Origin of the sequence: Aureicoccus marinus (assembly GCF_002954325.1) — a bacterium.
Lineage (GTDB): Bacteria > Bacteroidota > Bacteroidia > Flavobacteriales > Flavobacteriaceae > Aureicoccus > Aureicoccus marinus.
In genome coordinates, this window is sequence record NZ_MQVX01000001.1 from 974,920 (window position 1) to 993,536 (window position 18,617).

Consider the following 18,617-nt stretch of genomic DNA (forward strand, 5'->3'; position numbering starts at 1 on the left):
ACCCCTCTAGCCTTATGATACCACTAATTTTGCAACGAAATTTAATGAAATCGGCCTTTCACATTTTACTTTTTGGTGCCTGTGTTTTACTCACAGCGCCTGTCCAGGCACAATGGGGCAATCCTTACGGCTATGGCCGTAGAAGTGCTGTTCCTAACACCCCTACTCCTCAGAAAAAACAAGAGCCGCCAACGGCGGAAGAAATTGTAGACCTCCAAATGGATCGTCTTACAGAGGATTTGGGTTTGGATGTGTTTGAGCAAGCAGTGGTCAAAACCATCATGGTCAAATACGTTAAAAAACGCTTGGATTTGCAACACCAGCAATTGGATGCCCGAGAAGTACGCGAAGTTTTAGACGACCTTCAACAACAGCAAGACAACGAATTTAAAACGAGCTTGTCTCCGGAAAAATACGAAAAGTACATGTCGCTTCGGGAATCCAACAGCAAGAAGAAAAAGCGCAAAAAGAAAAAGAAAAAGGACAAAGACAAGACTTAATCCACTCTTAATGAGGTATTTTTCCTTAGTACTCTTTCTGTTGATGCCCCTTTTGGGAATAGCACAACGCCCATCACCCATCACCATCAGCGGGAAAGTAATAGACAAGGATTCAGGAAATCCCCTAGAATACGCAACACTGGTTGTACAAAATGCTTCCAAGCCCGAAAGAGTAACCGGAGGAATTACCGATGATAACGGAGTATTCAGGGTAGAAGTTTTTCCTGGAACCTACCACTTGCGGGTAGAGTATCTTGGCTATACTACCTACGAACTCAAAGATCAGCGCCTTCGGTCCAGCAGAAACTTAGGAGATATTGGTTTGGGCATCGACGCTACCCAGCTAGAGGCAGTAGAAGTAATTGGTGAACGAACGACAGTGGAATTGCGCCTGGATAAGAAGGTCTACAATGTTGGGCAGGACCTTACCGTCAGAGGAGGTTCAGTTACCGATGTACTGGACAATGTTCCGTCAGTTACGGTTGATATTGAAGGAAACATAAGCCTTCGCGGTAATGAAAGCGTTCGAGTTTTGATCAACGGCAAGCCCTCTGCCCTTTCCGGATTGAGTCCCCAGGCGCTTCAACAATTACCCGCTGAGGCAATCGAAAAAGTAGAGGTCATCACCAATCCTTCGGCCCGATATGACGCAGAAGGAACCGCCGGAATACTCAATATTATACTAAAGCAAAGTAAAACGGCGGGTTTAAATGGTTCCATCAATCTTTTCGCCGGAGAACCCGCAAACTATGGAGGTGCCCTTTCCTTAAATCTTCGCCGTGAAAAGTTCAACTTTTTCACCAACACGACCTTCCGTTACCGAGACTCCCCAGGGAATGCTCGTTTTACGCAAGAAAACTTCGCTTCCGATGGCAGCACACAAAGTTTTCAGGATGAGATCCGACAATACCAGCGCCAGAGTCAAAATTTCAATACCAATATAGGTTTTGAACTCTTCTTGGATGAAAGTACAAGTATTACCAATTCCTTTGTTTTCAGGGATTCCGATGGTACGAACACGGTCGATATCGACTTCTTCAACTTTGACGAAAATCGGGTTCCAACCATTAGTCGTGACCGAAATACGGTGGAGGACGAAGTTGATGAGAACGTCCAATACTCCATGAACTTCGAGAAAAAATTCAAGACAGACGGGCATATTCTCACCATCGACTATCAGTATTCTAAGGGAGCCGAAATTGAGGACTCCCTGATCGAAGAAGTTATTCGAGAAGACAATAATCAACTGCCCACTGAGCAAACAATTAACGACGAGAGTCAAATCAATCAATTGGCTCAATTGGACTATGTGCTGCCCTTTGGCAAGGATTTGCAGTCCCAATTTGAAGCAGGTTACCGAGGAACCTTTAACACCTTCCAGACCGATTTTACGTTTGGGCAATTGAATGATGCAGGAATCCTCATTCCTGATCCCAACTTCTCTAACGAGCTGATTTATCGAGAATATGTCAATGCCGCTTATGTCCAGTTAGGCAGCAAGTTCAATAAGTTCAGTCTACTTGGTGGCCTTCGTATGGAAGCATCTGATATCGGGATTGAACTCGTTGGAACCAACGAAGTAGACAACAAGGATTACGTGGATTGGTTTCCATCGGTTTTCTTGGGTTATGAATTTTCTGAAATGGAACAGCTGACCATCAGCTATAGCCGTCGTTTGCGTCGACCGCGATCCCGATTTATCAATCCTTTCCCCTCTCGTTCAAGTAATACCAACCTTTTCCAGGGGAATCCAGATTTGGATCCGACCTACACCAACGCCTTTGACTTTGGTTACCTGAAAAGATGGGATAAGTTCACCCTGACCACTTCTGCCTACTACAACAGATCAACAGGGGTATTTCAATTCATTACCCAGGAAACAGGTGATTTTGTAGAGCTCGATAATCCGGACGATCCAGCCAACCCGGTCATTGTGCCTGTACAACGCCGTACTCCGATTAACTTGGCTACGGACAACCGCTATGGGATGGAGTTTACCTCGACTTATACTCCCTTCAGAAATTGGAGATTCACATGGAACTTGAATGTTTTCCAGCAGCAACTGCGTGGAAATTATACCTATATCGACTTTCAGGGACAAGAAATCACTCAGAATTTTGATGCCGATAACTTTACCTGGTTTACTCGCTTCAGCGCTAAGCTGCCCTTACCGGGAACGATTGATTTCCAGTCTAATGTTTTTTACAGGGGCCGACGGGTAGATGCTCAAAATGTCAACAAAGGAATTTTATCGATAAATACGGCTTTCAGTAAGGATGTAATCAAAGACAAAGCCACATTATCTTTAAATGTGAGTGATCTTCTGAATGCGAGAAAACGACGTACCGAGACGCGCACAGATAACGTATTTACCGAATCTGAGTTTCAGTGGAGAGAAAGACAAATAACGCTTTCGTTCTTGTACCGATTTAACGAGCAACAAGATCAACGGAGAGGACGGGACCGCAGAGGCGGACCAGGAAGTGGAGATGACTTCGAGTTTGAAGGCACCTCTACTCCATAAAGAGCGAGGTTAAATTAAAGGACGTAAAAGGGTTAGGAAGTTTGTTCTTTCTTACCCTTTCTTTTTTCTTTCAAAAATTCGATCAGGTTCCCGGTCAACCAGTAAGGAATCACGAAAGTCAACAAAAAGATCATCAACCAAAACCCAATGGTTAGGATGGTTAGAAACGCCAGAAAACCTAAATATTGATCAAATTCTACCATATCAATTGTAATATGCTGCAAATATAAAATCAATTGCACTATTCTGCTTCAGTTCTGAAGGAAAATTTCTGCCTTTTCCAGTCAAAACAGCCTGATGAACTACCTTTGCAACTCAAATTGAACACCTATGAATTACCGAATCGAAAAAGATACAATGGGCAATGTAGAAGTGCCTGCTGACAAATTATGGGGTGCACAAACACAGCGGTCCCGAAATAATTTTAAGATTGGTGCCCCGGCATCGATGCCATTAGAAATCGTCTACGGTTTCGCTTATTTGAAGAAGGCAGCAGCCTACACGAATTGTGAATTAGGTGTTCTGGCTGAAGAAAAACGAGATTTGATCGCGAAGGTCTGTGATGAAATTTTGGCTGGCCAGCACGATGATCAATTTCCTTTGGTGATCTGGCAAACCGGTTCCGGTACCCAAAGCAATATGAATATCAATGAAGTTGTTGCCAACAGAGCTCATCAATTAAGAGGAATGACACTCGGAGAAGGTGAATTATTGGTAAAGGCCAATGATGATGTTAATAAATCCCAATCTTCAAACGATACTTTCCCAACAGGGATGCATATTGCCATTTATAAAAAGATCGTAGAGAACACCATACCCGGGGTAGAACAGCTAAAAAACACCTTGGAACAAAAAGCCGCCGCCTTTCAGTCGGTGGTTAAAATAGGGCGTACCCACTTGATGGATGCTACTCCCCTCACCCTTGGACAAGAGTTTTCTGGTTATGTTGCTCAGCTGAACTACGGTCTGAAAAACCTGGAAAGATCCTTGAGTCATTTAAGCGAATTGGCCTTAGGCGGCACAGCCGTTGGAACTGGTTTGAATACTCCGCAGGGTTATGATGTAACGGTTGCCAAATACATCGCTGATTTTACCGGCTTGCCCTTTAGAACAGCCTCCAATAAGTTCGAAGCCCTGGCAGCTCACGACGCCCTGGTCGAAACCCACGGTGCACTGAAGCAACTGGCTGTTTCTTTAAATAAAATTGCCAATGACATTCGTCTGATGGCTTCTGGACCAAGATCGGGTATCGGAGAATTAATTATCCCAGCAAATGAACCCGGTAGTTCAATTATGCCAGGTAAGGTTAACCCAACCCAATGCGAAGCCATGACCATGGTATGTGCTCAAGTCATGGGGAATGATGTGACTGTAACCGTTGGAGGAACCCAAGGTCATTATGAACTCAACGTATTTAAGCCGGTGATGGCTGCTGCTGTTTTGCAATCAGCCCAACTTATTGGGGATGCCTGCCGCAGTTTTGATGAGAACTGTGCGCTAGGAATAGAACCTCACAAAGAAAATATTGAGAAGTTGGTCAACAACTCTTTAATGTTGGTGACCGCGCTGAATACCAAGATCGGGTATTACAAAGCCGCTGAGATCGCTAATGCTGCCCACCAAAACGGGACAACCCTTAAAGAGGAAGCCATCCGATTGGGCTATGTGACCGATGAAGAATACGATGCCTGGGTACGACCGGAAGATATGGTCGGAAGTCTAAAAGATTAAGACATTTCGAATGGACACAAAAAAGGCGACTCGATTACGAGCCGCCTTTTTTGATTTGAGGACTTGGGGATTCTTATTTCAATGCGAATTGAGAAGTAACCAACAAGCTTAGTTTTTCGTCGTAAACGTTAACCATGTAGTTTCCTTTCTGGAAATCACTGGCAGGCTTGCTGATGTAATCACATACATCGAGTGGGTTGTTTTCAAAGTAGAAGCTAGTCGCCTTGCTGTAGGTAATTGTAGCTCCTTCTTCATTGGTCTTGGTAAAGCTTTCACCCAAGACATTTCCTTGAGGATCCAATACTTCGATGAAGAACTCGCGGTCTCCTGCAGAAGCGATACGGTTCTCAGCGATGGTCCAGCATACTTTGAATTTATCGGTAGCACGAGCGCGGCTTGTAGAAACCAAACGCCCATTAGAACGTTCTTTGACCGCGTCAACATTGAATTTAGCCAGGTTCAAAGCCGCGCCTCTTTCTACAGCATCAGCCAATTGTGTGTTTTGAACGATCAAAGAATCGTTGAAGATCGCCTGACGCTCCAACTCCATATAAGTACTGTCGCGTTGCATAGCCAAAAGCTCATTGGACTTGGTCAAGGAATCAACCTTAGCCATCAATGAAGCTCTTTCTTTCTTCAAAATGTTCACCTGACGACGGTACTTTGAAAGAGCAGAGATATCTGCCTTCATTGCCTGCACGGAATCGATGTACTTAGAGATGTTGTCACGAGCAATAACCAACTCATCACTTGTTGCATTACTCTCGATGATCGCCTTGTCGTATTCTGATTTTAGGCTTTCCAAATCTTCCACAACCAACTGCTTATCTTGTTCTAGCGCAGCAATGTCACGCTTCTTATCTTGATACAGACTAATGTTATAGATCACACTTCCCAAAAGGAATACACCCAATAGACCGGCGATTACCTTTAAACTGTTATTGTTCTTTACTTCTGTCATGATTGTCAATTTTAATGCCTCTTACGAGCTTGTGTTTGCATTATATACGGGCTGGTTTTAGGAATAGATCATTCTTTGACAAAAAAATAAGAGAAAAAATAAAAAAGGCCCGTAAACACGGGCCTTCTCAAAGAAAAATAATTTTACTATTTCGCGGGTCAATCTTTATTCCTAAGGAGCTTCTATCCCTTCTTCACCTCTTTTCTTGGTAGCAATATCAGCAATAGCTACCCATTGCTGACTCCAATTGCCAAAGGCGGGGAGATTGGGGTTACTCTTACTCTGTACTTCCTTGTGGAAGTCAGTTCTCGAAGCTGGATGACGCTCATTTCGTCCATGCATTAAGGTGTACTGGACAACATTGCCCTTTTCATCCTTTTCCACATCCACGACAGTCCCTATGTGCATTATCGCACCAATTGACGAATAGTTTTGGTTCTTGGCCGTCAACAGTTCGATAGACAGGTTAGTATAGCGTTTTCCAGGTTTGGAATAAAACATCACAGAACCAGGCTTGATTTTGTTCCTTTCTTTCATGGGATCCTCTACCAAAGTAAGGTTACCTTGTTCGTAGTACCAATCAGCAATTTGCCGGCTACTTCGAATTAGGTCATAATCGGGAAAGAGATAGTGGTCTGCACAATCGGCCGGTAGCCACTGTTGAACACTATCCTTCATTTTATGGTAGATTCCGGAACAATCTTGCCCTTTACTTGCGACGTAGGGCAACTTCATGGCCTCTAAACTGGTCGAAACTGAAAGCAACTTAGCGTGCAAGGCCTCATCCTCTGCACAGCTCGCAGCCATTTGTGCAGTGGAATCCGAAACTTGTTCTCCAGGCTCAGAGTTGCCTTCCTTTTCGGATTGAAGAAAAGGAATCTTCTCTCTAAGATCGGTGATGTTTGGGTATTCGGTTCCTAGATAATAACCCCCTGCAGCTCCAAGAAGTAATATAAGAAGCCCGCGAAGTAGCCCTTTCATATGGAATCATTGACAACCGCCGTTGAATCAGCAGCTTTTTCCATTTGAGTTGAATCAGTGGCTTTTTCCATTTCTTCAGGTATTTCGGTTTTATCCGATTTCAGAAAGGGGATTTTCTCTTTTACTTGTTGAATATCCGGATACTGTGTTCCCAGATAATAACCGCCGGCAGCACCGACTAATAAGACAAGTAGTCCACGTAAAAATGGTTTCATAATGAGTGTTTTTTGCCCTAGTAAGGCGTTGGTTAATTCGTTAAATTTAGTGTTCTATTGGAATTACACAAGAAATCCACCAGTAAAAACTTATGAAAACATTTAAAACTCTAGAGGCTAAAGAGCTTATTTTGAGCCTACAACTCCTTATTTTAACGGCCATTTGCCAGGCTCAGGACTGGAAGGTAAGCCCCGTAGAGCACGCCTCTGCAGTTATCGAGAAAGGAGGTTATACGCTCTACATTGATCCTGTAGGAAGTGCATCCCTCTATAGAGACTTTCCTGCACCGGATCTTATTCTTATTACAGACATCCATGGCGACCATTACAGACAGTCCACCCTGGACTCTCTCAAAACCAGTAAAGCCAAAATCATTGTTCCTCAAGCGGTAGCTGACCGCATGCCTGCGGCCTTCACTCCTCAGATCGATGTTTTGGGTAATGGAGAGTCCAGATCACGCTTTGGTTTTACCATTACTGGGGTGCCGATGTACAATTTACGCGCAGAAGCCCAAAGGTTCCATACCAAAGGCCGCGGAAACGGCTACGTAGTCGAACACGATAATAGTCGCTTGTATATTTCAGGGGATACGGAAGATATTCCCGAAATGCGCGCCCTGGAGAACATTGATTTAGCTCTCGTCTGCATGAATCTGCCCTATACCATGACCGTAGAAAGTGCAGCAGATGCCGTTTTGGAATTCAAACCCAAAACCATCATGCCCTACCATTACCGAGGGAACCCCAATGTTAGCGATGTACAAAAGTTTGCTCGCCTGATTAAAGAGGGTAACCCAAAAATAAGACTTGTTCAATTGGACTGGTACCCTCGGGCGGACTACTAGTTTGTGAATAAGTCTTCGCCTACGTCTGTAACAAGCGCGCCTATTACGCGTCGATATAACAGTTAAATTCAATTAAACCCACATGAGAAAACACATGAAACTGCTTGGGTTGCTCACAGTTGTCTTATTATTAGCGAGTTGTGAACAATTCAAAAACAACGATGAATCAGGGGCCAGTTACCAAGTTCCTGTTGAGTACTACAAACTGGACAATGGTTTAAAGGTTATTTTGTCTCAGGACAAAACCGCTCCGACTGCTATAGTAGCTGTTTACTACAACATTGGATTCAGAATTGAACCCAAAGACAGAACTGGTTTCGCCCACCTTTTTGAGCACATGATGTTCCAAGGCTCCCAAAACCTGGGAAAAATGGAATTCATCAAGTTGGTACAACAAAATGGAGGGGTACTGAACGGTTCTACTCGTTTTGACTTCACCAATTATTTTGAAATTGTTCCGGCCCACAAACTGGAGACCATGCTTTGGGCTGAAGCCGATCGTATGCGCGGACTGGATATTACCCAAGAAAACCTCACCAATCAGCAAGGGGTCGTGAAGAATGAGGTTAAAGTAAATGTACTGAATCAGCCGTATGGCGGTTTCCCATGGCTAGATATGCCTCAATTTGCCAATACGAACTGGTACAATGCCCACAATTTTTACGGAGATCTGGAAGATCTAGATGCCGCCAATTTGGATGATGTCGCTTCTTTCTTCAAGACTTACTACGCTCCAAACAACGCCGCAATATCTGTTGTTGGTGATTTTGATATAGAAGAAACCAAGGGATGGATCGAAAAATACTTCGGTAATATTTCTGCAGCTGACATTCCGGCCTTTCCGGATATTTCGGAACCTCGTCAGGAGGTAGAAAAGGATTCTGTCAAAAATGATCCTCTCGCTAACAAACCTGCCATTGCCATCGCTTACCACATGCCTGAGCGAAATACCCCTGAGTACTATGCAATGGGCCTTTTGGATCAAATTCTTATTCAAGGCGACAATGCCCTCTTGGTTCAGAAATTAGAAAAAGAAATGGGCTATACCTCTAATCTTGGTGGAGGGATTAATTACCTGGGGAATATGTTCAACTACAACGGACCCATGTTGTGGATGTACAATATGACCTATGATTCCGAGACCTCGAAGGAAGAAATCATGACCGCTATTGACGATGTGATGGTCAACCTTAAAGAGGATATCACAGAAGAAATGTTAGCGGGTGCTTTGGTTAAAATGCGCTCTCAACTCTATGATGATCTCGGAGGAACCTTTGGACTGGGCCGTGCAGACCTCCTCTGCAGTTTTGCCCTGTTTGATGATGACCCATCGCGTATCAATACGATAGAAGATGAGTTTAAAACGGTGACACCTGAATTGGTACGCTCTACTATTGATGAGTACCTGAGAAAAGGCAACCGCAATATTTTGACCATCAACCCACTCCTAGCTAACAATCAAAAAACGCAGTAAACGATGAAAAATATAGTATACAGTTTGAGTTTTCTGTTGGGCCTCTTCTTGATTCAGCCAGGCCTTGCACAGGAAAAAGAAATGCCTCCACAGGGAGGAACACCAAAGAACTTCAGTCTGCCAGCGAAGGAAGTCATTACCTTGGATAACGGGCTTTCTGTTGTCTTGGTTCCCTATGGCTCTCTGCCTAAAGCGACCATTCAGGTGGTTGTAAAGACAGGAAACATCAACGAGGGGGCCGAGGAAGTGTGGCTTTGTGATATGATGACGGACTTAATGAAGGAAGGAAGCACCTCGTATAGCGCAAAAGAGATCGCCAATAAAATGGCAGGGATGGGTGGAAACCTGAACATTGGAACAGGGATGCACACCTTCTCTCTGTCGACTTCTGTGCTTTACGAATTTGCTCCAGACGCCATCGCCTTGATGGCCGATGTCTTGGTTAATCCGAGTTTCCCGGAGTCTGAATTGGATCGTCTGAAAAACGACATGAAGCGTTCTTTAGCCGTAAGCCTTTCTAATCCTCAGAGTCAGGCACAGCAGGACTTCTACTCTGCCCTTTATCCGGATCACCCTTATGGACGCGTGTATCCTACAGAAAGTATGGTGGATAGCTACACGGTAGAGAACATCAAAAGTTTTTACAATGCGCAAGTGGGAGCCAAACGAACAACGATTTATTTGGCGGGTAAATTTAATAAGTCCAAGGTCATTGATCAGATCAAAAGCAGTTTTGCAACCTTGAAAGAAGGGGAAGCGAGCAGCTACCCAATCGCCAAGGCGGCCGATATTTCCCGTGTGAACATCATTGATCGTCCAGATGCACCACAGAGTACTATGTACTATGGTTTACCGACTATAGATCCTTCCCACCCGGATTATGTGGCCTTGGATGTGGCAAACTCCATCCTTGGGGGTTCTTTCGCCTCCAGAATTACCAGTAATATTAGAGAAGACAAAGGGTACACCTATTCTCCTTACAGTGCTTTGGTTTCGAATTATAAGACTGGACTTTGGTTTGAGGCCGCTGACGTAACAACCGATGTTACCGGTGCTTCGATCAAAGAGATCAATTACGAAATCAACCGCTTACAGAATGAACCTCCAACCCAAGAGGAACTTGACGGGATCATCAACTACGAGTCCGGAATCTATGTGCTCCAGAACTCGACTCCTGGCGGAATCATTGGGCAATTAGTTTTCTTAGATATCCACGATTTGGATGAATCCTTCTTGACCGATAAAGTCAAGAATATGCATGCTGTAACTCCAGAAAAGGTGCAGCAAGTCGTTAAGGATTATATTCGCCCAGAAGATATGAGCCTGATCGTTGTTGGTGATAAACTAAAAGTGAAGGAACAAATTGAGGAAACCTTGAAACAACCCATCAAGGAATAATCAACAGAGCCAGTATAAAATTAAAGCGCCCTTGGATTAGGGCGCTTTTTTTATGACACAAACTAGCGAACCAGTTTCTTATATTTAATTCGTTTCGGCATGACTTCACCGAGTCGTTTTCTCTTATTCTCTTCGTATTCCGAAAAGGATCCTTCAAAGAAGTACACTTGAGAATCTCCTTCAAATGCGAGAATGTGTGTACAAATACGATCGAGGAACCAGCGGTCGTGCGATATGATTACTGCGCAACCAGCAAAGTTTTCTAGCCCTTCTTCCAAAGCTCTTAAAGTATTGACATCCAAATCATTAGTTGGCTCGTCTAAAAGCAAAACGTTACCTTCTTCTTTGAGCGTCATGGCCAGGTGTAATCGGTTGCGTTCTCCTCCGGAGAGCATGCTCACCTTTTTGTTCTGTTCGCTGCCTGAAAAGTTAAATCGACTGAGGTAAGCCCTTGAATTGACCTGCTTTCCTCCCATCATGACCAATTCCTGTCCATCACTGAAGTTTTCCCATATGGTTTTTTCCGGATCTATGTTCGAATGGCTTTGGTCAACGTAAGCGATTTTAGCGGTCTCCCCAACAGAGAAGGTTCCCTTATTGGGTTCCTCTTCCCCCATGATCATACGAAAGATAGTAGTTTTACCTGCCCCATTAGGACCAATAATACCTACAATCCCTGCCTGTGGCAAGGTGAACTCTAGATTTTCGTAGAGCAGTTTATCATCAAAAGCCTTGCTGATTCCCTGTGCTTCGATTACATGAGTTCCCAAGCGTGGTCCGTTGGGAATGTAAATTTCCAGCTTCTCTTCTAATTGTTTTTGATCTTGGCTCAGAAGTTTATCGTAGTTTTTAAGACGTGCCTTTTGTTTTGTCTGCCGACCTTTGGCTCCTTGGCGTACCCATTCAAGCTCTCGCTCAAGGGTCTTTTGTCTCTTACTGGCCTGCTTGCTCTCTTGTGCTAGGCGCTTGGATTTTTGATCCAACCAGCTGCTGTAGTTGCCTTTCCAGGGTATACCTTCCCCCCTGTCGAGCTCCAGAATCCAGCCCGCCACGTTATCCAAAAAGTAACGGTCGTGCGTTACGGCAATGACCGTCCCTTTGTACTGTGCCAAATGCTGCTCCAGCCAGTGAACAGATTCGGCATCCAAGTGGTTCGTTGGCTCATCCAGAAGCAGAATTTCGGGCTCTTGTAATAACAAACGACACAGTGCTACACGACGGCGCTCTCCTCCAGATAAAACCTTAATCGGCTTGTCTCCATCGGGTGTGCGCAAGGCATCCATAGCGATTTCGAGTTTGGTATCGAGTTCCCAGGCATTACTCGCATCAATTTCGTCCTGCAAAGCCGCTTGACGGTCCATGAGCTTTTGCATTTTATCGGCGTCTTCATAAATCTCCGGCAAGCCAAATTGGTCATTGATACTGTTGTACTCATCAAGAATAGCAACGGTGTCTGCCACCCCTTCTTTGACGATTTCTAAAACCGTCTTTTCTTCATCCAATTGGGGCTCCTGTTCCAGGTAGCCGACTTTATAACCGGGTGAAAAAACCACATCGCCCTGAAAGTTTTTATCTACTCCGGCAATGATTTTAAGAAGCGTTGACTTACCTGAGCCGTTGAGACCTAAAATTCCAATCTTGGCTCCGTAAAAGAAACTCAGGTAAATGTCCTTTAAAACGGGGGTGTTTGCATTTTTGTAGGTCTTGGTAACTCCGGACATGGAGAATATGACCTTCTTGTCATCAGACATAGTACGTGTGAATTAAATAAAAAATAGAAGTAAAAGACCTAAACCCGACCTTTTAGGGCGTTAAACACCCAAGCATTCGCTAAGAATCCAACCCCAACTGCAGCCGATCCCCATCCATAGACTTCCTGGTATCGAAATGCACCTAATGCGATCATTCCTAGTCCAATAACGACCATAATGATCGTAGCATAACCCAAAACAGTGTTCTTGTTCATTGGCATAAGCGTCCTTTTCAAAGAGAGTAAAGATCGTAAAATTGAACGAATGTACCTACGGTGAAGGAGGGAGATAGTATCTTTATAGAGTATTACTCAGAAGCCCACATTATGAAGACAGATCTTGCCTTCAACAAAAACGAAGACCACAACAAGCTCCAACTTTCAGACCTCAAACGCCGCTTGGCTAAAGTTCATTTAGGCGGAGGAAAAAAGCGCATCGAAAAACACAAGAGCAAAGGCAAAATGACCGCTAGGGAGCGGATTGCTTATTTGCTGGACGACGATAAAGATTCCATCGAAATTGCTGCTTTTGCCGGTGACGGCATGTATAGTGAACACGGAGGATGCCCGTCTGGTGGTGTGGTGGTTAAAGTGGGTTATGTGAGCGGTAAACAGTGTGTCGTTGTAGCCAATGACGCGACGGTAAAAGCCGGGGCCTGGTTTCCGATCACCGGGAAGAAGAACCTTCGCGCACAGGAAATCGCCTTGGAAAACCGCTTGCCTATTATTTACTTGGTAGATAGTGCTGGGGTTTATTTGCCCATGCAGGATGAGATTTTCCCAGACAAGGAACACTTTGGTCGCATCTTCAGAAACAATGCGAAAATGAGTAGCGAAGGAATCACCCAGATTGCTGCTGTTATGGGAAGTTGTGTCGCTGGAGGAGCTTATCTCCCTATTATGAGCGACGAAGCCCTAATCGTCGACAAGACCGGAAGTATTTTCTTAGCAGGAAGCTACCTAGTCAAAGCCGCCATTGGTGAGGAAATTGATAACGAAACCCTCGGAGGAGCAACCACCCATTGCGAAATAAGCGGTGTAACGGACTACAAATCAAAAGATGATCAGGACGCCCTGAATACCATTCGAGGCATCATGGATAAAATTGGAGCGTCTGATTCGGCGGGATTTGACCGCAAGAAGGCAAAGAAGCCGGCACAAGACCCGGAAGAAATCTTTGGACTTCTGCCCCACTCCAGAGCCGAACAGTACGACATGAGAGAAATCATCACACGTTTGGTGGACAATTCTGAGTTTGATGAATACAAGAAAGGATACGGCAAGACCCTGTTAACAGGCTATGCCCGGATTGATGGCTGGGCGGTTGGAATTGTTGCCAATCAGCGCAAAGTGATCAAAACCAAAAAAGGAGAAATGCAATTTGGAGGAGTGATCTACTCCGACTCAGCGGATAAAGCCACTCGCTTTATCGCGAATTGCAACCAGAAGAAAATCCCGCTGGTGTTCCTGCAAGATGTTACCGGATTTATGGTAGGCAGCAAAAGTGAGCACGGCGGCATTATTAAAGACGGAGCGAAAATGGTCAACGCTGTAAGCAATTCCGTTGTGCCCAAATTCACGGTAGTCGTAGGAAACAGTTATGGAGCAGGCAATTACGCCATGTGCGGCAAGGCCTACGATCCCCGTCTCATCTTTGCCTGGCCCAGCGCAGAATTGGCCGTTATGAGCGGAAATTCAGCAGCCAAAGTACTGTTACAAATAGAGAAAGCCTCTTTAAAATCAAGAGGAGAAGAGCTGGATAAAGCCGGTGAAGAAAAGTTGTTTCAGGAAATCAAGCAACGCTATGACAATCAGGTTTCCCCTTATTACGCTGCTGCTAGAATTTGGACCGATGCCATAATCAATCCTTTGGATACCCGTAAGTGGATTTCTATGGGAATAGATGCGGCGAATCACGCCCCTATTCAAGAGAAGTTTAATTTAGGGGTGCTCCAGGTCTGAAACACCCCTTCATAATTTATCGTCCTGTTCCTACTCCGGAATCTACTACGGAGGCTAACTCAAAGTTGACGTTTTTGGTCATCACCTTGAATACGGATACCTTTTCTGATTGATTCGGCTTTCCGAAATTGCTGTACTGAGTTAATTTGAAGTAAGTCGGCGTTAAACTCTTGTTCCCAAGGTATTTAACGTTCATTTTCCAAACTCCAGGCAAACTACCATCAAGCAAAAATTCCTTGGAACTGTAGCCTTGCTTCTTTTCTTTTTCGATTTGCTCAGGAGAATCTAGAAGACTGTGTCTCCAAGTATAGGTTTGGTTCTGAGGGTTCACGAATTCCAAATCGAATTCAGCCTCCCCATCGTTCCATTCCAAAACCAAACGGGTTCCGGCAAAGTCTTCTTCATCCAGGTTCAAGAACTTGTTGTAATCGGGAATGATCTCATCACCATATTCTCTTAAAAGTTGTTTCTGCTCTCGCATTACCAAGGTGTCAAAGTCCGATGATTTGTGTGTCATCATTTTTTCACTCTTCACGTAGCTGTAGCGGCTATAATGAGCAGCAGCCTTCTTAGGCTCCTTGTTCATGGTGTATGCCTGGGCTAGATCGCGGAATGATTGTGCATAATTCGGTCGCAACTCAAAGATCTTCTGATAGGTGGCTAAGGCCGCTTCGGACTCTCCCATTGCATCGAGTAAGAAGGCCTTTCCTTTCAATAGCACCGGATTATTTGCCCAGAGTGCATCTCCTTCGCTCAGTACCTGTTCCACCGCTTTGCGATCTCCCCGATCTTTCCAAAGATGCTTCGCTACATCCAAGTAGAAATAAGGAGAGGAACTGTACATGCCTTTGTACTTCTCATACACCCCTAAAGCCGCGTTTGTATTGGAAGCGGCTTCTACATCAAGGAGATATTGTGGACGGTCCTTATCTAAGTAACTCGCTGCAACGGCATCACTGCCAGTCGCTTCTTGGGTAATATCCTTTCCGGCATAGGGCAAGGCAGCTAACTTGGTATTGATCAAAATCACCCCTCCATTAGCCAGTGTACCATAGGTGTTAGCCAAATTAAGGCTGTTCAAAATAGCCAGTCGTTTGATATTCTGTGGATCTAACCACAGTGGTGTGTCCGTGAAGATCTGACCATCGATATCGTAGAGAACGGGTTGTGGGTACAAAATACTGTTCCCAATAGCCCGGTTGAGGAATACTTGTCCGTTCTGTCCTGGATCCAAACAACTTCCAAATACACGTACACGGTTGAAGCGGCGCATAAGATCAAGGATACAGGTATAGGAAAAATTAATACCGTCTTCCGCCAGAATATCGACATTACCGGCTACAGCTTCCATATCCCTAAAGCCTGTCGCCGTTAAAAAGATGGAACTGTCTTCAGAATACCTTTCTTGAAGTCCAGCTTGAGAACGTTTGCTTTTCACCTCCCCTTTAACGACAACTTCGTCCAGGGTATTTACTTCCGGCACCAGGACCGTATTGAGAACGCGAGTTACGTCTTCTACAACGACTTCAACCTTGCGAAATCCGTAAAGTTCGTAACGAAGTACATCGCCTGTAGCGACTACTAATTTGTAATATCCTTTGGTGTCTGTTTCGACTTCCGCTTGGCTGTTAACATTGACAACACGGACGTTTTCTAGTGGATTGGAGCCGTCATTGACTCGGCCGTAAACCGATCTTTGGGCCGACACGGCAGTGGCTATTCCAAGGAATAACAGAAGTAATTTGGTGCGCATGGTTTTTATTTTCAATTTACGGATTTTTCTTTCAATTATCATGCCAGTGTTCTCCCAAATGATTGTTAACGCGAGGAATCAAAAGCAGTTGGGTTTGTCTTCCCGCAACATAGCGAAAGCCCTCTGGACCAAAGTAGCCCGCCTCTTCCAGCATGACACGAATATCTCGTTTCCACTCATCCAGGTAAACCGTGGTATTGAGTTCGATAGCGTATACGGTTCTCCTCTGTAACGGATAAGCATTACCATCTGCTTTATCAACACCTCCCTGAGCGTCCCACATTCCGATGGTGGTCCCTGCCGAATGTCCATAACTCCCAAGAGGGTGAGTATAAATAGCCGGGCGATAGCCTTCCTGCTTTCCTTGACTCAGTGCGTTTTTGAGAATGGTATTCCCCACCAGCCCTTCTTTCATATTCATGGTCAGAATATCCTGCACCCGATTTCCTTTTTTTAAGGCATCGACTAAAAATTCAGGAGCCTTTCGCTCCCCAGACTTCAACACATAGGCCAACTCCTGACAGTCGGTATTCAGACGTAGGTAATTAATTCCAATATCGCAGTGCAGTAGATCCCCGGGTTGAATGATTTGTTCCTGTGGTCGTCCAGAAAAGGAATACAAATGCCCTTGAAGTTCTTCTGCAGTTCTTTGGATATCGACCGTAGGATGAAACCAGGTGGTCAATCCCAAATCGCGAATCTTTTGGCGCATCCACCACTCCACATCTGATGTGGTCGTAAAACCTGGGGTGATTACTTCCTCCGAAAAGGCTTCGGCAATGATCTCATGAGTAATTTCAACCAACTGACTAAAGAGCGTCATCTCCCGTTCGGTTCGGGTTTCAATCCAGCTAACAGCCAGTTCTTCTGAAGAAACGACCCTCTTGTGCATCTTTTTGGGTAGGTACTGCATAAATTGCCGGTAATCGGTATGGTCTAATCCGTCGGCAATATTGTGGTCCTCCGAGTAATTCAAACCTATTTTTTGGGGATTCCTTTCTTGAATCAGCTCCATTAATCGTTTCCATTGATCAGGCTGTTTATCCTTGTCCCAGGCGGCTTTAATCAGGTTGCCTACTTGATAACGAGCTACAGCCAAGCGCTCTACCTCCTTTTTTGCTGGATCTTTATAAAACAACAAAATGGTTCTTCGACGAGCGTTCAACCAGGTGGATGGCAAAAAGGTTTTCAATACGGGATCTTCATTGTATTCCCGCGAAATCAAGACCCACATATCGATACCTGCCCGCTCCATGAGTTCAGGGAGTAATTTTTGGATTCTTTCTTCCAGAACTTCATCGATAAGTTGGGCTCTTTCTTCCATCGGCAGAATAGCCGATTGCTGGGCCTGAAGCCCGTATTGTAAAAAGAACAAGCAAAGACCAAGTAAAACTTTCTTCATGATGTTATTGGATTTGTAATTCCGAAACCTGGTCCGGAGTTTTGTTTTGGGTTTTTAATCGATCCACCTTGCCGCTGTGTAGTTCTTCAAATTGACTGAACCAGTGGATTCTTTTGGGCTTTTCCGCCTTCTCAAAATCTGCTAAATTCTGGATTTCTTCAAGCAAATTGACCGGCACCTCTTCTGATTCAATAAACAGTACTACTTGTCTTCCAAGGTGGTTGTGCTCAATGGAACCAATGAAATATCGGTAAGGAATGAGCGCATCTAACTTGTCTTCAATCTGCTCAGGGAACAGTTTAATACCCCCAGAATTGATCACCCGATCCAATCGACCTTTCCAAATGAAGTGTTCCGAATCAATCAACTCGACCAAGTCTTCGGTCTGCAGAGATTCAAGTCCCAAATAATCAGCCTGTATACAAAGACAATCCCGGTCATCAGTAGTAAAGTGAACTCCGGGCAAAGCTTGAAAACTCGGTTCGAATTTAGGGTGTACTTCCCGAAGCGCCACGTGCGTAAGGGTTTCTGTCATACCATAGGAAGCCACCACACGACCTCGATGACCATCCAGCTGCTGCACCTGACTTTTAGCAATGGGTGCCCCACCGACCAAGATGGTTTCTACACGCGAAATATCTTCAAGACTATGGGATAATTGATAAGGCGTCATGGCTACAAAGCTGAATCGTCCTCCTGTCTTTTTCAATGGATTCTTAGAGGGCCTGACGACCAGTAAATCCAGACCCAGGACCAAGGCGCGAACAAACATCATCTTACCCGCAATAAAGCTACCTGGTATCCCCAAGAGGGTTCTCCTTCCAGGAAATAATTCAAAAACTTCACCAGTCAGTCGCGCACTCGCTAAAAAATGTTCCTTTTTTACTTTCCAGTTTTTCGGCGCTCCTGTGGATCCGGAAGTCTTGACCCAGATATCCTCCGATTGATCCAACCAATCCAATAAAAATTCTCCGTACTCCCGTTCAAAGGCCTCCCCTTCTTTGGTCAGGCTGTAGGCTACGTCTTCCAGCGCCTCGAGGGCAATCGGCAATCCATTGAGTTTGAATTCAGGGTGTAATCGCTGCCAGGGCTGTATAGGTTTATCGGTCATGGCTGGCATC

General features: G+C 44.8%; 15 protein-coding genes. 7 read left to right on the forward strand and 8 right to left on the reverse strand.

Features of this window, described 5'->3' with window-relative positions:
• Nucleotides 1-44: 44 nt before the first annotated feature.
• From BST99_RS04590 to fumC, 3 genes are all read left to right on the forward strand, one after another.
• Nucleotides 45-500: a hypothetical protein gene (locus BST99_RS04590; protein WP_105000749.1), complete on the forward strand. Its 456-nt coding sequence runs from the start codon at nt 45-47 to the stop codon at nt 498-500.
• 10 nt (nt 501-510) lie between these two features.
• Entirely contained in the window at nt 511-3,024 is a 2,514-nt protein-coding gene (locus tag BST99_RS04595; protein WP_105000750.1) for a TonB-dependent receptor domain-containing protein, read from the forward strand.
• Nucleotides 3,025-3,354: 330 nt separating this feature from the next.
• Nucleotides 3,355-4,755, forward strand: a complete 1,401-nt coding sequence (gene fumC / locus BST99_RS04600; protein ID WP_105000751.1) for a class II fumarate hydratase — start codon at nt 3,355-3,357, stop codon at nt 4,753-4,755.
• A gap of 73 nt (nt 4,756-4,828) precedes the next feature.
• Here fumC and BST99_RS04605 read toward each other — a convergent pair whose 3' ends face one another.
• The 3 genes from BST99_RS04605 to BST99_RS04615 form a co-directional block, all read right to left on the reverse strand.
• Nucleotides 4,829-5,716 carry a hypothetical protein gene (locus tag BST99_RS04605; RefSeq protein ID WP_105000752.1) on the reverse strand — a complete coding sequence of 296 codons (888 nt, stop codon included), beginning with the start codon at nt 5,714-5,716 and terminating at the stop codon, nt 4,829-4,831.
• A 171-nt stretch (nt 5,717-5,887) separates the two neighbouring features.
• Nucleotides 5,888-6,697, reverse strand: coding sequence for a hypothetical protein (locus BST99_RS04610; protein WP_105000753.1), 810 nt, complete (start codon nt 6,695-6,697; stop codon nt 5,888-5,890).
• On the reverse strand, nt 6,694-6,912 hold the full coding sequence (locus tag BST99_RS04615; protein WP_105000754.1) for a hypothetical protein: 219 nt from the start codon (nt 6,910-6,912) through the stop codon (nt 6,694-6,696). The genes BST99_RS04610 and BST99_RS04615 overlap by 4 nt, the downstream gene beginning before the upstream one ends.
• 92 nt (nt 6,913-7,004) lie before the next feature.
• Here BST99_RS04615 and BST99_RS04620 point away from each other — a divergent pair, with 92 nt between their 5' ends.
• The 3 genes from BST99_RS04620 to BST99_RS04630 all read left to right on the forward strand — a co-directional run bounded on the left by BST99_RS04620 (nt 7,005) and on the right by BST99_RS04630 (nt 10,629).
• On the forward strand, nt 7,005-7,757 hold the full coding sequence (locus tag BST99_RS04620) for an MBL fold metallo-hydrolase (protein ID WP_105000755.1): 753 nt from the start codon (nt 7,005-7,007) through the stop codon (nt 7,755-7,757).
• Between the two features lie 82 nt (nt 7,758-7,839).
• The gene (locus BST99_RS04625) at nt 7,840-9,231 is read left to right on the forward strand and encodes a M16 family metallopeptidase (RefSeq protein WP_245916180.1); all 1,392 of its coding nucleotides are present in this window, start codon (nt 7,840-7,842) and stop codon (nt 9,229-9,231) included.
• A gap of 3 nt (nt 9,232-9,234) precedes the next feature.
• Nucleotides 9,235-10,629, forward strand: coding sequence for a M16 family metallopeptidase (locus BST99_RS04630; protein WP_105000757.1), 1,395 nt, complete (start codon nt 9,235-9,237; stop codon nt 10,627-10,629).
• Nucleotides 10,630-10,691: 62 nt separating this feature from the next.
• On the opposite strand, the gene ettA is transcribed toward BST99_RS04630, so the two are convergent.
• Both ettA and BST99_RS14285 read right to left on the reverse strand, forming a co-directional pair.
• On the reverse strand, nt 10,692-12,380 hold the full coding sequence (gene ettA, locus BST99_RS04635; protein ID WP_105000758.1) for an energy-dependent translational throttle protein EttA: 1,689 nt from the start codon (nt 12,378-12,380) through the stop codon (nt 10,692-10,694).
• A 38-nt stretch (nt 12,381-12,418) separates the two neighbouring features.
• A complete protein-coding gene (locus BST99_RS14285) occupies nt 12,419-12,601 on the reverse strand; it encodes a CAL67264 family membrane protein (RefSeq protein ID WP_181044144.1) in 183 nt (60 codons plus the stop codon).
• Between the two features lie 105 nt (nt 12,602-12,706).
• Between BST99_RS14285 and BST99_RS04640 the strand changes: the two genes are divergently transcribed.
• Complete coding sequence (locus BST99_RS04640; protein WP_105000759.1) at nt 12,707-14,341, forward strand: acyl-CoA carboxylase subunit beta; 1,635 nt, start codon at nt 12,707-12,709, stop codon at nt 14,339-14,341.
• 16 nt (nt 14,342-14,357) lie between these two features.
• On the opposite strand, the gene BST99_RS04645 is transcribed toward BST99_RS04640, so the two are convergent.
• Genes BST99_RS04645 through BST99_RS04655 form a run of 3 tightly spaced genes read right to left on the reverse strand, consistent with a single transcriptional unit; the run spans nt 14,358 to nt 18,616 of the window.
• Nucleotides 14,358-16,094, reverse strand: a complete 1,737-nt coding sequence (locus BST99_RS04645; protein WP_146106203.1) for a hypothetical protein — start codon at nt 16,092-16,094, stop codon at nt 14,358-14,360.
• A 31-nt stretch (nt 16,095-16,125) separates the two neighbouring features.
• Nucleotides 16,126-17,496 carry a M24 family metallopeptidase gene (locus BST99_RS04650; protein WP_105000761.1) on the reverse strand — a complete coding sequence of 457 codons (1,371 nt, stop codon included), beginning with the start codon at nt 17,494-17,496 and terminating at the stop codon, nt 16,126-16,128.
• A 4-nt stretch (nt 17,497-17,500) separates the two neighbouring features.
• Nucleotides 17,501-18,616 carry an AMP-binding protein gene (locus BST99_RS04655; protein WP_105000762.1) on the reverse strand — a complete coding sequence of 372 codons (1,116 nt, stop codon included), beginning with the start codon at nt 18,614-18,616 and terminating at the stop codon, nt 17,501-17,503.
• Nucleotide 18,617: the final 1 nt, after the last annotated feature.

What these genes read in the sequence shown, in the direction of transcription:
- fumC (WP_105000751.1), top strand. Translation starts at nt 3,355, where the DNA reads ATGAATTACCGAATCGAAAAAGATACAATGGGCAATGTAGAAGTGCCT.
- BST99_RS04630 (WP_105000757.1), top strand. Translation starts at nt 9,235, where the DNA reads ATGAAAAATATAGTATACAGTTTGAGTTTTCTGTTGGGCCTCTTCTTG.
- BST99_RS04625 (WP_245916180.1), top strand. Translation starts at nt 7,840, where the DNA reads ATGAGAAAACACATGAAACTGCTTGGGTTGCTCACAGTTGTCTTATTA.
- BST99_RS04645 (WP_146106203.1), bottom strand. Translation starts at nt 16,094, where the DNA reads ATGCGCACCAAATTACTTCTGTTATTCCTTGGAATAGCCACTGCCGTG.
- BST99_RS04620 (WP_105000755.1), top strand. Translation starts at nt 7,005, where the DNA reads ATGAAAACATTTAAAACTCTAGAGGCTAAAGAGCTTATTTTGAGCCTA.
- BST99_RS04650 (WP_105000761.1), bottom strand. Translation starts at nt 17,496, where the DNA reads ATGAAGAAAGTTTTACTTGGTCTTTGCTTGTTCTTTTTACAATACGGG.
- BST99_RS04605 (WP_105000752.1), bottom strand. Translation starts at nt 5,716, where the DNA reads ATGACAGAAGTAAAGAACAATAACAGTTTAAAGGTAATCGCCGGTCTA.
- BST99_RS04590 (WP_105000749.1), top strand. Translation starts at nt 45, where the DNA reads ATGAAATCGGCCTTTCACATTTTACTTTTTGGTGCCTGTGTTTTACTC.
- BST99_RS04615 (WP_105000754.1), bottom strand. Translation starts at nt 6,912, where the DNA reads ATGAAACCATTTTTACGTGGACTACTTGTCTTATTAGTCGGTGCTGCC.
- BST99_RS04595 (WP_105000750.1), top strand. Translation starts at nt 511, where the DNA reads ATGAGGTATTTTTCCTTAGTACTCTTTCTGTTGATGCCCCTTTTGGGA.
- ettA (WP_105000758.1), bottom strand. Translation starts at nt 12,380, where the DNA reads ATGTCTGATGACAAGAAGGTCATATTCTCCATGTCCGGAGTTACCAAG.
- BST99_RS04640 (WP_105000759.1), top strand. Translation starts at nt 12,707, where the DNA reads ATGAAGACAGATCTTGCCTTCAACAAAAACGAAGACCACAACAAGCTC.
- BST99_RS14285 (WP_181044144.1), bottom strand. Translation starts at nt 12,601, where the DNA reads ATGCCAATGAACAAGAACACTGTTTTGGGTTATGCTACGATCATTATG.
- BST99_RS04655 (WP_105000762.1), bottom strand. Translation starts at nt 18,616, where the DNA reads ATGCCAGCCATGACCGATAAACCTATACAGCCCTGGCAGCGATTACAC.
- BST99_RS04610 (WP_105000753.1), bottom strand. Translation starts at nt 6,697, where the DNA reads ATGAAAGGGCTACTTCGCGGGCTTCTTATATTACTTCTTGGAGCTGCA.